Below are 14,576 nucleotides of genomic sequence, written 5' to 3' on the forward strand. Positions count from 1 at the left end.
CTCCGGCCAGCTTCCAAACTCCGTATATCGCAAACCCTTTACAAGAAAGTCGACCATGATCACATCACGCACCGCCGTCGTTGCATTGAGTGTCGCTTCGGTTTCCGCCATGTTCCTGGCGGGTTGTTCGTCCGACTCCGGAAGCGGTGGCGGCAGCGGCAACATCGCCTTCATCCAGGGCGTCAGCGGCGACGAGTTCTACATCAGCATGCAGTGCGGAATCGAAGCTGCGGCGAAGGATGCAGGCGTCACCGTCGACACCCAGGGCCCGGTGAAGTTCGATCCCACCCTGCAGAAGCCGATCGTGGATTCGGTTGTCGCATCACGCCCGTCGGCGATCCTCATCGCGCCCACCGACGTCGCCGCCATGCAGGCGCCCCTCGCGGCAGCCTCCAAAGCGGGCATCAAGGTCGTCCTCGTCGACACCACCCTGGAAGACCCGTCCATCGCGGTCTCCTCCATCTCGTCCGACAACAAGGGCGGTGGGGCAGAGGCGTTCAACGCGATCGAGCGTCTCAGCCCGGCCGGCGGCAAGGTGCTCGTCATCTCCACCGATCCCGGTGTATCCACCGCCGACGCCCGTGTGGAGGGCTTCGAGGAAGCCGTCGGTGCCAACCCTGCCTTCGACTACCTCGGCGTGCAGTACAGCCACAACGACCCGGCCGAAGCTGCTCGTCTCGTCTCTGCCGCCCTGGCCAAGGACCCCGACATCACCGGTATCTTCGCCGCGAACACGTTCGCAGCCGAGGGCACCGCGACCGGAGTTCGGCAGGCGGGCAAGCAGGATCAGGTCAAGATCATCGGCTTCGACGCAGGCCCCGCACAGGTGAAGCAGCTTCGTGAGGGAACAGTCCAGGCTCTGATCGCGCAGCAGCCCGACACCATCGGAACGGACGGCGTCGCGCAGGCCATGGCCGCAATCAACGACCAGCCGGTGACCGCCGAGATCTCGACCGGCTTCCACGTCATCACCGCCGACAACATCGACGGCGAGGGCGCGCAGTACGTCTACAAGTCGTCCTGCTGATCCCTGACGTTTGACGCCTTGAACTGCGGTGGTGCTCCTGGTGGCAGAACATGCCCGGGAGCGCCACCGCTCACCACGTTCATCCGACCCCGAGGACCTGTCATGATCGAGCTTCGTCGCACCACATCGAATGATCTGCCTGCGGGCGTAGCGAAGCCCGAGTACGACGCGGACGAACTGCACTGCGGTGTGCTGCATTTCGGGGTCGGTGCGTTTCACCGCGCGCACCAGGCCGTCTATTTCGATCGCCTGCTCTCCGCCGGTCATCTCGACTGGGCGCTGTGCGGAGTGGGAGTCCTGCCGGGAGACAAGCGAATCGGGGAGGTCCTCGACGCTCAGGATCATCTCTACACGGTCGTGACCGTGGACCCCGATGGCCGACGCGATGCGCAGGTTGTCGGTTCGGTCGCGGATTTCGTTTTCGCACCCGAGGATCCGCAGGGGGTGCTCGACGTGCTCAGCTCACCCGCCACGATGATCGTGTCGCTGACCATCACCGAGGCCGGCTACGGCGTGAACGATGTGACCGGGGTGTTCGAGCCGACCGATCCCGCGGTGCTCGCCGATCTCGAGGACCTCTCCACGCCGTCGAGTGTCTTCGGTTTCCTCACCGTTGCTCTCGCCACCCGTCGCTTCCATGGAATCCCGCCGTTCACTGTGATGTCCTGCGACAATATCGTCCACAACGGAACGGTCACTCGCACCGCGCTGACGTCCTTCGCGCGCCACCACGACAGCGATCTGGCCGACTGGATCGACGCCACAGCCGCGTTCCCCAATTCGATGGTCGACCGCATCACCCCGGCCACGACGCCCACTGTCGTCGACGACCTGCGACGTGACTTCGGCATCGACGACCGCTGGCCGGTCCAGTCGGAATCGTTCTCCCAGTGGGTACTCGAAGACTCATTCTCGTTCGGGCGACCGCCCTTCGCCGACGTCGGCGTGCAACTCGTGACCGACGTCGCCCCCTACGAGCACATGAAACTGCGCCTGCTCAACGGTTCTCATCAGGCCATGAGCTACCTCGGCATCCTCGCCGGTTACACCCATGTGCACGAGGTCATGGCCAGTCCTGACCTGCGCGAATTCGTCGCGTCGTACATGCGGGCCGAGGCTGCCCCGACGCTGGCACCGGTACCGGGAATCGACCTGGGTGAGTACATCGAGCAACTGCTGCAACGGTTTTCGAGTCTGGCGGTTCGTGACACCCTCGAACGTCAGATCGTCGACGCATCTGTCCGAATCCCGAAATTCGTTCTGCCGGTGATCCGAGACCGCCTTGCCGAGGACCGATCCGTCGATCATGCCGCCCTGGTCCTCGCCGCGTGGTGCGGAGTCCACGAGCGCGGGGACGTTCCGATGGTCGATGCCGATTCCGAACGACTGCAACGACTGTCGTGGGAAGACCACGACAACCCCGGAGCGTTTCTGACCAACCGGGCAGTGTTCGGGGATCTTGCGGGCAGCCCGAGACTACGAGGTGCATACCAGCGAGCCAAGCGTTCGCTGCAGGACAGCGGTGCGCGCGGTGCTGTGCGCCGGGTGCTGGAGCAGTCGTCGGCTGGTCAGACCTTGTAGTAGACCACCTGGTGGCTGGTGGCCAACAGACTCCCGCCCTCGGTCCACAATTCCGCAGTTTGGTCGAAGTAGCCCTGGTGGAAGCGGCGCGCTCGTGCGGTGCCGAGGATGTATCCGTCGGCGTGCTGCTCGAGATCCTCGGGCGTCGCGAAGTAGTGGGTCGTCAGGGAAATGGTGCCCGCCGGAACGTACGTGCCCAGCCGCTGGAAGATCCGCGGATAGAACACATCGCTGAGCGAGGTCAGGGCTGCGAAGTCCAGGGGCCGCGGCGGGGTATCGCGGATCCACAAGGTTTCCGTCGAGTCTGCGGATTCCTGATCGCTCAGTGCGCCTGCCACGAACCGCATCTCGTAGTTCCGAGCCCACGCGATGGCATCGGGAAACCCGCCCTGCTTCGTGTCGTTGGGGGAGGGAACGGTCGGGGCCGTTGCCTCGATGTTGTCCCAGGTGTCACGTCGCGCACCGAACACCGCTGTTGCGGTCGTGGCCACCGCACCGTTCTGCGTCAGTTCGAGATACCAGTGCTGGTTGCTTCGGTTGGTCCGCACCGGGCGGGCGGAGATCTCGAAATCACCCTCGGCAACCGGTCCGGCGAAATTCACAGTCAGTGAGACCGGCGTTCCCAGGCGTTCCGGGTGCAGTTCGATGGCCCGGATGAACGTCGCCGCGGTGACGCCACCGAACGGGCCGACCATGTTGTTGTACGGCGGCGACGTCTTTCCGTTGTAGGTGCCGTCGCCGACCACGTCGAGCGCGACTGCCTCGTCGAACGGATGCATGGTTCTCCTACTGCCTCGGACGGTGTGTGCCATCCGATCGTAGTGTCGCCGGCATTCAGTCCAGGTCCTGGCCGCGCTTTTCCGGCATCCACACCATCGTCAGGAACGAGATCACAGCGGCTGCCGCGAGATAGTAGAAGAACCAGTCGGCGTGGCCTGCGTCGGACAATGCGTTGACCAGTAGGGGAGCGGTGCCGCCGAACAGCGCAACGGTGAGGTTGTACCAAGCTCCGATACCGACACCTCGAAGCTCTGCCGGGAAGGCCTCGGCCAGAACGGCAGGAATGATGGCCGAGCACATCGCGAACAGCAGCAGGCCGACGCAGAAGACGATCAGCAGCTTGACGAACGACGGCCCGATCAGCTTGGAGAGCGGGATGATCAGAATCGCGAACAGTGCAGCGTAGGTGAGCAATTGCGGCTTGCGGCCGATACGGTCCGCCAGAGCGCCCATGGGGTACTGCAACGCGACGAACATCGCTGTCGCGATCGACAAGGCCACGAACACGTCGTTGGCGTCCGCTCCGCGTTGCTTGACGGCGTACGGCGTCATCGCGGAGAAGAACGTGTAATAGGCGAGGGTTGCGAGGAGAACGAATCCCACGACCTGAAGAACAGCACGAGGATGGTGCTTCATGGTCATCCACAACGGGTTTCGCACAGCCTTCGCCTTCACGGCGTTGCGCTCCTGATTGTCGGCTTCGGCCATACCGCGGCGCATCCATAGCCCCACCATTCCCAGCAGTCCGCCGATGAGGAACGGCACGCGCCAGCCCCACGAGTTCAGCTGGGCGTCGTCGAGCGCGAAGGTGAGGTACGCGCCGAGCAGCGAGGCGAGGAGAATGGCTGTGCCGGTGGAGATGTAGTAGAAGGACGAGTAGCGGCCCCGTCTGTCATTCGGGGCGATCTCGGCGAGGTAGGCCGACGCATTGGAGACCTCACCGCCCATCGACATGCCCTGCACGATCCGGGCCAGCAACAGCAGAATCGGAGCAAGCCAGCCTGCGACAGCGAACGTGGGAAGCACGGCGATCGCGAACGATCCACCCGACATCATCGCGATCGTCAGGATCATCGCCTGGCGTCGCCCCTTCAGATCGGAGAAGCGTCCGATCAACAATCCGCCGAGAGGCCGGAAAAAGAATGCCACCGAGTACGTGGCCAGGGTGCTCAGTAGCGCGAGAGCCGGGTTGTCGCCGGAGAAGATCTGAGTGGCGAAGTAGATCGAGAACGTCGCGTAAACAGTCCAGTCGTACCACTCCACCGCGTTGCCGATACTGACTGCCAGCAATTGCTTCTTGGGCATCACGTGCCGAGTGGACGTCGATTCGGACTTCACTGACATGGCGATCTCCTCATCCCGTACCGACACTGGCAGCCTATGCGGCCGGTGCCATCTGGGTGCGGAATCTGGACCCGCGTGTGGTCACGGGATGATGCGTTGTCTCCTCAGATCGGCGACTATTCCGGCGAACATCGCCTCGGTGTCGACGAAACGATGAAAGCCCATGCGGCGCGCCTTGGAACCGTCGGAGATGACGTCGTAATCCCAGGAAAATACGAAATCACCGAAAGCCCAGGAAGATACATCGCGGTAGGGAGTGGGCTTCAGATCGTGCTCGGCAACGATCGAATTCCACAGCGACTCTTTGTCGGCCATCACATCGGCCAACGACATCGGCAGTGGGGTGGCGGTATCCACACCGAACAGGCCTGCGATGCGAGGCCACATGTCGTTCCAGCGGAAGAGGTCTCCATTGGTGATGTTGAACGCCTGGTTCGCGCAGTCGGGAGTGGTCGCGGCCCAGACCGTCGCTTCGGCGAGCAGCGACGCATCGGTCATTTCCAACAACGATCCGAAAGCACCGGGTTTGCCCGGGAATCGCATCGGTACACCCAGCTTCTTGCACATGGTTGCGTACACAGCGATGACGGTTGCCAGATTCATCGGATTCCCCAGCGCCACCCCGCACACCACGGATGGCCGGATAGCCGACCAGGTCCACCTCTTGCCGACCTGACGGGTCTCGAGGAAGTGCTGTTGGTCGACGTTGAACTCGGGCGGCATATGCGGTGGATCGGATTCGCGGGCAGGCGTTTTGAATGGGCCCAGATGCGCGCCGTACACCTTGTATCCCTGCATCAGGCTGACGTGTTCCAGATTCGGAGAGCTGTCCTCGATCGTCGTGACCACGTTGACGAGCATCTCCAGATTGGGAGGCACGAGCTCGGCCCACGTGGGGCGTTCCTGATACGCGGCGTAGAAGATGTGCGTGATGTCCGTCAGGTCCGAGAGCTGGCGTCGAGTCTCCTCACCATCGAGCAGATCCACCGCAATGTGCTGGACGTGTTCGCTGTCAACACCTCCGCGGCGTGATAGGCCGATGATGTCCCAATCTCCGCTTCGCTGCAGGTGGGCGACGAGATCTCCGCCGATCACTCCGTTGGCCCCCACGACTACTGCTCGCTGCATGAGCTACTCCTATCTGGATATCGCGATATTACGATGTCCGTGCAAGTAGACCACAGATCGGGATATTGCGATATTGGAGTACGCTTCGAGGGTGGCTGACGAACTGGACCCCGCGGAGCTTGCGGCAGTGTTCGGTGCCCTCAGTAATCCCGCGCGACTGGCGATCATGCAATGGCTCAAGGACCCGAGCGATTTTCCGCCGCAGCTCGAACCGGCCGAACAGGTAGGGGTGTGCCTCAAGCACATTCAATCCAGAGCGGGTGTCTCACAATCGACGGCCTCGCAATACATGGCGGTACTGCAACGCGCCCACCTGGTGACGAGCACCAAAATCGGGCCGTGGGTGCACTACAAACGCAACGCCGAATACCTCGACCGACTGGCCGAGACGATCAAGACCGATCTGTGAAGGCATCCATGGCCTGATCGACCGCGCTGCCGTTCGGGTGCACAGTCAGGGCTCGAGATCGCACTGTGTCCTTGTCGGTTTCGCGAGCGATGGCCGAGAGGTCGATGCGTTGAAGGAGCTTCTTCGTCACCGGCCGTTTGCTGTCCCAGAATGCCAGGGCCGCAATGAGATCAGTCGCTTCCGGTCCGGTCAACAGCGCGTGGGCGACTGCACATGATGCAGGGTCCTCGAAAGGGAGTAGGTACGTGGCGTCATCGAACACCGCTGGTTTGCCGTCGTAAGGGCCGACCATCCTGAATTGTGGAATCTTGTGGAACCCGGAAATCGCAATCTTGTAGGGAGCGAACGTGTACGGGCCGACACCGAAGATGCAGAAGCGGGCCCTGTTGCGGTAGATCGACGACTTCCTTCCGTCGAGCGCATCGGCGTTGTCGGTCAAGTACTTCCACAGCTTCGGTGCAGTCGACGCAAGTAGCTCGGTGTCGTCACCGGTATGCGACTGCGGCACGATCATCCACTTGGACGCCGAGTCCAGCTTGTCGCGGTAGACATCGGTGCACTTGAACAGTGGGAACAGGTAGTCGGGTTCGACGTCGACGCCGATTCCCAGTTTGGTTCGAGGACCGTTGTTTTCGATCAGCTCCATCACTGCGGCGGCGTCGTGCTTGATGCCCTGCCGCCAGGTGAGAGGGCTGGCACCGTCGAATTGCTTGCTGCGCTCATACGCTTCGACGTTCGCGACGAGTTGACCGTCGACGACCCCGATTCTGTTGTCGGGTTGTGACGCATCGATGCTCGGATATGTCTGCGCGGTGTAGTCGGCCTTGCCCGGCCCGAGCTCCACAGTGAACCAGCAGGCATCGACCCCCGCGTCGAACCACTTCTTCGCATCGATCATTCGTAGACTCGCTCCGGTCACCGGAAGCTGCTGCTGTGCGCTGTGCAGCAGAACATTGCGCGCGACCTGGGTCTTGCAGATCATCGCGATGGTCACCGGTCTATCGCTGAACTCGGTGAGGAGTTTGATCCAGATGTATTCTGCGATATCGAAATTCGAACTGCCGGTGATCGCGTCGATTCCGCGGGCGTTCTTGGTGTTCGCGCGGTTAGGACGATTGGCAGAATCGAGCACCGATAGTTGAGAGTTGGTCACCCACGGTGGGTTTCCGATGACGAGAGTCGGGCCTGGCCCCGATGTCCAGTCGACATCACACGCCAGATCGAAGTCGAAAATCGACGCAGTGACAACCCTGCCGAATTGTGATGCATACGAGGCATACTCGGGCTGCACCTCGATCCCGACTCGCTCTGCTTCGGGGTGACTCCGGGCCATCACCGACAGGAAGTTCCCGACACCACAGGTGGGTTCGAGAACACGGGTCCATTTGCGACGAGGCAAAGTGTTGACCAACGCGCGCGCCAACTCGATCGGGGTCTGGAAGTCCCCGAACTCGTTGTTGGGCATCGGTGCCTCCGGCAGTGGTGCTGATAGGTGCTTTCTGTGGCACAGGAGCATAGCCTGCGGAGCGACCCAGAGGCTCAGCATCACACCACTGCCGGAGGCATTAAAGTGAACTGGGATGAAGCTTTCGCGCGTTGCCTTACTGCTGTCCAGTCTCGTCTTCATCGGTAGCCTCGTGTGGGTCGCCGTCACCGCGGGCGACGAGGTACCCGCACACTTCGACGGTTCCGGGCAGGTGGATCGGATGGACTCGAAGCTGTCGTTCCTCCTCACGATGGGCGGTACCGGGTTCGTCATGATCGGGTTGTTCGTCAGCGTCGGTTGGTGGCTGCCCAAGCTTCCGGCTCAGATGGTGAATCTGCCGAGTCGACGACTGCACGAGTACTGGACTTCCCCCGAGAATCGACCCGAACTGAACCGCAAGATGTCCGAGGACCTCGACTGGATCGGAGTCGTCACCGCACTGCTGTTCGCCTGGATCTGCGTCGTTGCGGGCACGACCACAGGTGCGTCGGTGAGCGCGTGGGTGTTCGTGGTGCCGACTGTGCTTTATGTGGTGGTGATTCTGGGATATGCGGCCTTCGCGTTCATGGGTAGTCGTTACCGTATTCCGAAGGACTGACTGCGTGGGGAGTGGACATGGGATGGAATCCGTTCGATCGGCGGTCGAAGGATCAGCGCGCGATCGACGGCGCATTGGTCGATCTCGGCAAACCCGCGTGGCGCGGTGCGCATGGCCACTTCGTCCGAGATGCACTCACCTCCTGGCGTCTTGCTGCCACCTCGACTCTGCATGATCCCCCGACTGCGACCAGGCTCGACAGAGTGCGCAAGGTCGTAGATCGGGAGCCGGCAAGTCGAGGCCAGGCCGAGATCGCCGAACTCGAGAGCCTCCGTAAGACGGTCACCGGCAGTGTCGTCTACGTCGTCGCCGCTCTGGCCACTGCTATCGAAGGCCTGGCGGCGTGGACGGCGGATGACGTAGCGCATCGGATAGTGCGCATCGACCTGTCTGCGGAAGTGGCCTCGGTAGCGCGCAGTGCAGGGCTGCTCCAGGCTGCCTTCGATCGTCTCGGTGGCCCACCGTCGGGTCATCTCGCCAAAGATGCCGAGGTACAGGCGATGTACGCCCGACGCACCGAAGCACTCGCCGATCGCCAGCGCACCCTGATACTGCGATTGACTGCCCTGCGCTCGTATCTGGACGGACTGATGGATATCGAGAAGGAACTCGAGAAGATGCGGTGGATAGAGCATCACGGCTCTCCGGACTTCGCCGAACTCGAGGAGCGCGAGAGCGATGAGCTGGCGTCCTTGAATCTCAGTGCAGCGCGTGACCTGTTCGACGAGGCGACCGATCGCATCGGAGTGCAATTGCGCGAGGCGGCAGAAAAGCTCGGGGATTCCGGGCAGCGCTGACGTTGGTATCAACTACCATACCAAACTTTAAATCAGTAAGGTTTGGTATGGTCCATCGATGACGGATGATCAGGACGCGAGCCGATGGCCTGCGGTCGAATTCGAGCGTCGACCATGGCAGGTGTTCGATACCTACACCTCGCGCGCCCAGCGTGGGCTGCATCAGGGTGACTATCGCGCGTGCGTGCCGGCGCGTATCGCGGATGCGGATTTGGTGTTGCCCGCGCAGCTGCTTGCGGAATCGGAGGACGCTCTCCGTGAAATCGTCCGCTTCGACCAGTACGCCTCGATGCAACTCGGTTCATCGGTCGAGCTTGCACCGATGAGTTCGATTCTGCTGCGAACGGAAAGCTCAGCGTCCTCGCAGATCGAGAATCTGACCGTGGGAGCCAGGGCGCTCGCACTCGCCGAATTGGGTTCGCCCACAACACGGAATGCATCGATCGTGTCGGGAAACGTCCGCGCGATGGAAGCTGCTCTCGAGGTGGGTACGTCCATCGACGCATCGAGTGTTCTGGCCATGCACCATGCGCTGATGGAGCCGAGTGGCGACCCTCAGCCCGACCGATGGCGCACACAACAGGTGTGGATCGGCGGATCGGACATCGGCCCGCAGCGCGCGGCATTCGTACCGCCGCATCACGATCGGTTGCCGGACGCGCTGGACGATCTCTTCGAGTTCGCGGCTCGCTCGGACCTCCCGGTCATCCCTCATGTAGCAGTCACACACGCGCAATTCGAGACGCTCCACCCGTTCACGGACGGAAACGGTCGCACCGGCCGCGCGATCATCCACGGAATGCTCCGGAGGGCCGAGGTGACCGAGCGAGTGACGGTTCCGCTGTCGGCCGGATTGCTGACCGATACCGCCAGCTATTTCGAGAGCTTCGACGCCTATCGGAGGGGAGATGTGGAGGCAATCGTTCGTAGTCTCACCGCGGCGACCTTTCATGCCGTCACCGGTGGGCGACGGTTGGTCGACGATCTGGCCGCCGTTCGGGCCGAATACATCGAGCGCATCGTGGCTCGCAGCGACTCGGTCGTCTGGAAGCTCGTCGACGCGCTGGTGGCGCAGCCGGTTGTCGACAACGCCTATGTGCGAAGCGCATTCGGAGTCAGTGAGATTGCGGCTCAGCGAGCGATCGACAAGCTGGCCGAGGCAGTCATACTTCACCAGACATCGAAGGGGCGACGAAACAGGGTCTGGCAGGCGGATGAGATTCTCGCTGCGCTGGACCGCTTCGCCGACGGAATCCGGCGGGTCCGATGACACGCAGTCGGTCGATGCTCAGTGCACACCGAGGCCGTCGAGGAGAAGTTCAGCGACGAAGTTCGCATTGTCCTGAGGGCTGTTCTGTCGTCGTGTGAAGCACCGCATCAGCAGAGTATTGGTGATGCCTGCTGCGAGATCGACTGGGCTCGAGCTCTTTCGGAAGATCCCGCTGTCCTGACCCCGAGCGATGACCGGTGCAATGATCGCCGGCAGGTTGAGCTTCTCCTTGATCGAGATCAATCCCTCCGGCTCGCCGTACGTGTCGTGTGCGACGGCGACGAGAAGAGCGTCCATGAATTCGAGTTCGTCGGCGGCGAGCTGCGCGCACCGCAGCATGTGATGTCGCAGAATCGTGAGCTCGTCCAGGCCCAGTAACTGGTCGTCGGCTACCGACTCGCGAAGACGATCGACTCGACTCTGCAGTGCTGCCACGATGACGGACGGCTTGGTTGGAAACAGAGTCCTGCAGGCCGCCCTCGGCACTCCTGCGATGTCGGCGACGTCGTCCATACGCGTCATGAAGTAGCCGCGCTTTCCGAACTCGTCGCGCGCAGCGGTGACGATCGCGGCGCGCGGATCGCGAGGAAGTGGGCGGTCCTCGACCGGTACACCGACTTCCCCCACGACGTCATCGAGGTGCTGATGCTGTCCCGACGTGTCGACGACGGCCCCGAGGAAGGCAAGTACCGCGTCGGACAGCACATCGGCCGATACGGATTTGTCGCCCACCTGACTGCGGATGCGAAAGCCGTCGATGATGGCGTTGACCGTCACTGCGAACGATCGGGCCGTGAAGGGACGGCGAAAGGCCCCACCGTCGGGGTCGAACAGTGCCTCGAATGCGTCCAGTACGGCTTCGTCTCGGACGCGGTAAGCGCTGGCGAGTGTCAGAGAAGAAGGCCCGCTGAAAACGTGGTCGAGAAGTGACTCGGTGACTCTGTTCCGGTCGACGAGTGCCGGAAAGTAAAGCGCAACGAGCGCCGACACTGTCGCGCGAATCGATGCACCGCTGTCGGTCGCCTTCGTGCGAACAGTCTCGTGAACGTCGGTGGGCAGTGGCGTGCGGGACAGATGCTCGACCACCTTGTCGAGAAAGTCGGCCTTGGTGCTGAACTTCCGGAAGAACGTCGCTGTCGACGAGTCGGATGCGTGGACGACGTCCTCGACGCGCACACCGCGTTCGAGAATCCTTCGCGGATCTGCGACCAACAATGTGACAGCTGCTTCGACAAAATGGGTGGCAGTGGCGTCGAGCTCGTTCATGGGGACGGACTTTACCGAGGTGAGGCCGACCGCGACGGTGCCGGTGACAGTATTCACTCTCGGTTGAGAGCTACCTCGGTCATTCGTCGGAGTGACGCCACGGAGCGAGTGCGGTGTCATTGGCCGTATCGCACCGCCGGGACAGCGGTGGTGCCCGAAATCAAGGATCTCCATGACAGTTCTCGACATCCGCATCGGCGATGCCCCCGATCCACGGCTCAGCGCTCGTGAAATCGAAGTACTCACCGCATGGCTCATCTCGGACTCGAAAGCGGAGGCATCGCGCTCGCTCTATTTGGCGATGGGGACCGTGAACACCCACTTGTCCCGGATCCGAGCCAAGTATTCCGCGGTGGGGCGCAGCGCACCCACCAAAGCGACGTTGCTTGCCCGTGCTCTGCAGGACGGTTTCATCGACATCGAAGACCTGTGAGGGTCTACCGAACCTCGACGCGCCTGGACTTCATTTTCTTCACCACGAACCACGCGATCAACGCCACAACGATGCCGATGACGATGTACTGGAATACCGAGGCGTAGTTCTCCACGTAGTGCCAGTTCTCGCCGAGGAAGTAACCGGCGAGAACGAAGATCGAGTTCCAGATCAGGCTGCCCAGAGTCGTATACAGCGTGAACTGCAGGATCGGCATCCGTGATACTCCGGCCGGAATGGAAATGCCCGAGCGGACTACCGGGATCATGCGGCCGAAGAACACCGCCGACCGACCGTGACGGGTGAACCAGTCCTCCGCTTTGGTCAGATCCTCGGTTCCGACGAACGGCATCTTCTCGACGATGGCGTACATCCGGTCACGTCCGAGCTTGATGCCGAGCCAGTACAGAACCAACGCACCGACGACCGAGCCGGCCGTGGTCCAGAACAATGCACCGAACAGAGTCATGCCGCCCTGCGATGCGGTGAAGCCCGCCAGCGGCAGGATGATCTCGCTGGGTAGCGGCGGGAAGAAGTTCTCGGCGGCCACCGCGATTCCTGCGCCGGGGCCACCGATGGCCTCCATCAGACCCACTGCCCATCCGGCGATCCCTCCGAGGTCGCTGTCGGCTGCGGCGAGGGGTGAGAGGTCACTCATGACAACGACTGTACGAAACGGACGGACCAGAAATCTGCTCACCAGGAGAAATGCCTGCAAATTGAGACATATGGAACACTCGATGATGTGAACCGAGTCTCTCGAGTAGTCCCTGCTGTTGCCGTCGCCACACTGCTGCTGAGTGCCTGCGGGTCCTCTGATTCGGTGGAGCCGGCACCGAGCACCCCAAGCAATTCTGCCGCGTCGGCATCGGAGTCGGCGTCGACGTCACCGAGTTCGAGCTCTGCAATGGTCTACAGCCTGCCCGGAACCGGAGTGTTCCCCGAAGGCATCACCGCAGCGGACGACACGTTCTACGTGACGTCCACCTCCGACGGCGCAGTGTTCCGCGGAACCGTCGGATCCCCGGATGTTTCTGTGTTCTTGCCCGGCGGAGCCGACGGACGCACCGGCGCTGCCGGCATTGATGTCACCGATGACGACGATCGGCCCGACTACTTGGTGATCGCCGGTGGAGCGACAGGCAAGGTGTGGGTGTACGACGCCAACTCCGGTGATCTGGTGGCCACGTTCACCAACGGTCTCGGCACCGACGCGACGTTCCTCAACGACGTTGCGATTGCCGACAACGGCGATGCCTTTGTGACGGACTCACGCAGCCCGGCGCTGTACCGCATTCCCTTCGATCAGATTGTGGCTGGGACGCAGGACGGTCCGCTGGAGACATTCGTGAGCTTCGACGGCACCCCGTTTGCATACGGAGAGGGCTTCAATGCGAACGGCATCGTCGAGAACGACGACGAATCGGCGTTGATCGTCGTGCAGTCGAGCACCGGCAACCTGTATCGCATCGACAAGATCTCCAAGGAGGTCACCCAGGTCGATCTCGGCGGAGCGACGCTCGTGAACGGCGACGGGATGGAGATGGACGACGACACGCTGTACGTCGTCCGAAATCGCGACGGTCTGATCGCGAAGGTCGACCTCGATGATGACGGCAGAACCGGCGCGGTCACCGGCGAAATCACCGACGCATCGTTTGCCTACCCCACAACCGTTGCGGCAGTGGATGATCGATTGCTGGTGGTGAACAGCCAGTTCGACAAGCGTGGGGGAGAACCCGTCGAGCCGTTCACTGTCAGCTCTGTTCCGGAGTAGAGCGGCGTCGCCGCACGTGCACGGAAAGTCGTAACAGACACCGAGGTTCCGCGCACGACGATCGATCGGCCAGATTCGCTGTACACGCGGTGAAACTGTGCGACGGTGGGCCACGTGAAACCCAGAGCACGCATGGCTCCCGAAAAAATCGGCTCGATCATCGGAGCCGTTTTCGGATTGGTCTTCGTCTTCGTCAATTCGGATACGTTTCCGACGACCTTGACCATCGGGCTGCGTGTCGTCGCAGCGGCGGCGTTGGTCGTCGTGCTTCTCGCGGTGTGGCGAGTCCAGCCGGCCCCCGCTCCGGAGGACGGTGCCCGCGGCGGCTTCGGCCGCGGGTACTGGGTCGTGGTCGCCGTCGAGGTGGTTGCAATCTTCGGCGGTCTCGCGATCATCAACGGTCCACTCGATGCACCGCAGGCTGCGGTTGCGTGGATTTCGACGGTGGTCGGCGTGCATTTCGTCGCCCTCGCGCTGGTGTGGAGGCTGCGTTTCTTCACCGGCCTCGGCGTGGCGTTGACCGCGCTCGGCGTACTCGCCCTGATTCTCGCCGCTGCGGGTGCCGCCGACAGCTCTATCGACGCGATCGGTGCAATTTTGCCCGGCTTCCTGTTGCTCGGCTTCGCCCTGTGGGGGAGCAGTCGAGCGTTGGTCGGCAGCACTCACCGGTAGCGGATACG

At 62.3% G+C, this 14,576-nt stretch carries 15 protein-coding genes; 9 read left to right on the forward strand and 6 right to left on the reverse strand.

Features of this window, described 5'->3' with window-relative positions; all coding sequences use genetic code 11:
• Positions 1–55 precede the first annotated feature (55 nt).
• Together CH286_RS17835 and CH286_RS17840 are read left to right on the forward strand one after the other, a co-directional pair.
• The gene (locus CH286_RS17835; RefSeq protein WP_032402657.1) at positions 56–1,027 is read left to right on the forward strand and encodes an ABC transporter substrate-binding protein; all 972 of its coding nucleotides are present in this window, start codon (positions 56–58) and stop codon (positions 1,025–1,027) included.
• Positions 1,028–1,129: 102 nt separating this feature from the next.
• Entirely contained in the window at positions 1,130–2,608 is a 1,479-nt protein-coding gene (locus tag CH286_RS17840) for a mannitol dehydrogenase family protein (RefSeq protein WP_094609977.1), read from the forward strand.
• Here CH286_RS17840 and CH286_RS17845 read toward each other — a convergent pair.
• The 3 genes from CH286_RS17845 to CH286_RS17855 form a co-directional block, all read right to left on the reverse strand.
• Positions 2,596–3,387 carry an acyl-CoA thioesterase gene (locus CH286_RS17845; protein WP_094609978.1) on the reverse strand — a complete coding sequence of 264 codons (792 nt, stop codon included), beginning with the start codon at positions 3,385–3,387 and terminating at the stop codon, positions 2,596–2,598. The genes CH286_RS17840 and CH286_RS17845 overlap by 13 nt on opposite strands.
• Before the next feature lie 55 nt (positions 3,388–3,442).
• On the reverse strand, positions 3,443–4,732 hold the full coding sequence (locus CH286_RS17850; RefSeq protein ID WP_094610021.1) for an MFS transporter: 1,290 nt from the start codon (positions 4,730–4,732) through the stop codon (positions 3,443–3,445).
• A gap of 81 nt (positions 4,733–4,813) precedes the next feature.
• A complete protein-coding gene (locus tag CH286_RS17855; protein ID WP_094609979.1) occupies positions 4,814–5,860 on the reverse strand; it encodes an SDR family oxidoreductase in 1,047 nt (348 codons plus the stop codon).
• A 166-nt stretch (positions 5,861–6,026) separates the two neighbouring features.
• Here CH286_RS17855 and CH286_RS17860 point away from each other — a divergent pair, with 166 nt between their 5' ends.
• Complete coding sequence (locus tag CH286_RS17860; RefSeq protein ID WP_371128986.1) at positions 6,027–6,269, forward strand: ArsR/SmtB family transcription factor; 243 nt, start codon at positions 6,027–6,029, stop codon at positions 6,267–6,269.
• Here the strand turns inward: CH286_RS17860 and CH286_RS17865 are convergent.
• Positions 6,253–7,734, reverse strand: coding sequence for an SAM-dependent methyltransferase (locus tag CH286_RS17865; RefSeq protein WP_176458281.1), 1,482 nt, complete (start codon positions 7,732–7,734; stop codon positions 6,253–6,255). The two genes, CH286_RS17860 and CH286_RS17865, sit on opposite strands and share 17 nt — an antisense overlap.
• Before the next feature lie 115 nt (positions 7,735–7,849).
• On the opposite strand from CH286_RS17865, the gene CH286_RS17870 reads away from it, so the two are divergent.
• Genes CH286_RS17870 through CH286_RS17880 form a run of 3 tightly spaced genes read left to right on the forward strand, consistent with a single transcriptional unit; the run spans position 7,850 to position 10,420 of the window.
• On the forward strand, positions 7,850–8,353 hold the full coding sequence (locus CH286_RS17870) for a DUF1648 domain-containing protein (protein WP_094609980.1): 504 nt from the start codon (positions 7,850–7,852) through the stop codon (positions 8,351–8,353).
• 17 nt (positions 8,354–8,370) lie between these two features.
• A complete protein-coding gene (locus CH286_RS17875) occupies positions 8,371–9,150 on the forward strand; it encodes a hypothetical protein (RefSeq protein ID WP_037148572.1) in 780 nt (259 codons plus the stop codon).
• 58 nt (positions 9,151–9,208) lie between these two features.
• Positions 9,209–10,420: a Fic family protein gene (locus CH286_RS17880; RefSeq protein WP_094609981.1), complete on the forward strand. Its 1,212-nt coding sequence runs from the start codon at positions 9,209–9,211 to the stop codon at positions 10,418–10,420.
• 18 nt (positions 10,421–10,438) lie between these two features.
• Here CH286_RS17880 and CH286_RS17885 read toward each other — a convergent pair whose 3' ends face one another.
• On the reverse strand, positions 10,439–11,686 hold the full coding sequence (locus CH286_RS17885; RefSeq protein ID WP_094610022.1) for a TetR/AcrR family transcriptional regulator: 1,248 nt from the start codon (positions 11,684–11,686) through the stop codon (positions 10,439–10,441).
• Positions 11,687–11,858: 172 nt separating this feature from the next.
• On the opposite strand from CH286_RS17885, the gene CH286_RS17890 reads away from it, so the two are divergent.
• On the forward strand, positions 11,859–12,119 hold the full coding sequence (locus CH286_RS17890) for a LuxR C-terminal-related transcriptional regulator (protein ID WP_037148351.1): 261 nt from the start codon (positions 11,859–11,861) through the stop codon (positions 12,117–12,119).
• Positions 12,120–12,123: 4 nt separating this feature from the next.
• On the opposite strand, the gene CH286_RS17895 is transcribed toward CH286_RS17890, so the two are convergent.
• A complete protein-coding gene (locus CH286_RS17895; protein ID WP_037148568.1) occupies positions 12,124–12,777 on the reverse strand; it encodes a DedA family protein in 654 nt (217 codons plus the stop codon).
• An 87-nt stretch (positions 12,778–12,864) separates the two neighbouring features.
• On the opposite strand from CH286_RS17895, the gene CH286_RS17900 reads away from it, so the two are divergent.
• Positions 12,865–13,896, forward strand: coding sequence for an SMP-30/gluconolactonase/LRE family protein (locus tag CH286_RS17900; protein ID WP_094609982.1), 1,032 nt, complete (start codon positions 12,865–12,867; stop codon positions 13,894–13,896).
• A gap of 114 nt (positions 13,897–14,010) precedes the next feature.
• On the forward strand, positions 14,011–14,568 hold the full coding sequence (locus CH286_RS17905; protein ID WP_141215870.1) for a hypothetical protein: 558 nt from the start codon (positions 14,011–14,013) through the stop codon (positions 14,566–14,568).
• The last annotated feature ends 8 nt before the right edge of the window (positions 14,569–14,576 follow it).

This window comes from Rhodococcus sp. WWJCD1 (assembly GCF_002258735.1).
Classification (GTDB): Bacteria; Actinomycetota; Actinomycetes; order Mycobacteriales; family Mycobacteriaceae; genus Rhodococcoides.

Bases quoted from the DNA above. Each gene is read 5' to 3' on its own strand.
- CH286_RS17895 (WP_037148568.1), bottom strand. From the start codon at position 12,777: ATGAGTGACCTCTCACCCCTCGCCGCAGCCGACAGCGACCTCGGAGGG.
- CH286_RS17875 (WP_037148572.1), top strand. From the start codon at position 8,371: ATGGGATGGAATCCGTTCGATCGGCGGTCGAAGGATCAGCGCGCGATC.
- CH286_RS17850 (WP_094610021.1), bottom strand. From the start codon at position 4,732: ATGTCAGTGAAGTCCGAATCGACGTCCACTCGGCACGTGATGCCCAAG.
- CH286_RS17885 (WP_094610022.1), bottom strand. From the start codon at position 11,686: ATGAACGAGCTCGACGCCACTGCCACCCATTTTGTCGAAGCAGCTGTC.
- CH286_RS17845 (WP_094609978.1), bottom strand. From the start codon at position 3,387: ATGCATCCGTTCGACGAGGCAGTCGCGCTCGACGTGGTCGGCGACGGC.
- CH286_RS17835 (WP_032402657.1), top strand. From the start codon at position 56: ATGATCACATCACGCACCGCCGTCGTTGCATTGAGTGTCGCTTCGGTT.
- CH286_RS17880 (WP_094609981.1), top strand. From the start codon at position 9,209: ATGACGGATGATCAGGACGCGAGCCGATGGCCTGCGGTCGAATTCGAG.
- CH286_RS17870 (WP_094609980.1), top strand. From the start codon at position 7,850: ATGAAGCTTTCGCGCGTTGCCTTACTGCTGTCCAGTCTCGTCTTCATC.
- CH286_RS17855 (WP_094609979.1), bottom strand. From the start codon at position 5,860: ATGCAGCGAGCAGTAGTCGTGGGGGCCAACGGAGTGATCGGCGGAGAT.
- CH286_RS17890 (WP_037148351.1), top strand. From the start codon at position 11,859: ATGACAGTTCTCGACATCCGCATCGGCGATGCCCCCGATCCACGGCTC.
- CH286_RS17840 (WP_094609977.1), top strand. From the start codon at position 1,130: ATGATCGAGCTTCGTCGCACCACATCGAATGATCTGCCTGCGGGCGTA.
- CH286_RS17865 (WP_176458281.1), bottom strand. From the start codon at position 7,734: ATGCCCAACAACGAGTTCGGGGACTTCCAGACCCCGATCGAGTTGGCG.
- CH286_RS17860 (WP_371128986.1), top strand. From the start codon at position 6,027: ATGCAATGGCTCAAGGACCCGAGCGATTTTCCGCCGCAGCTCGAACCG.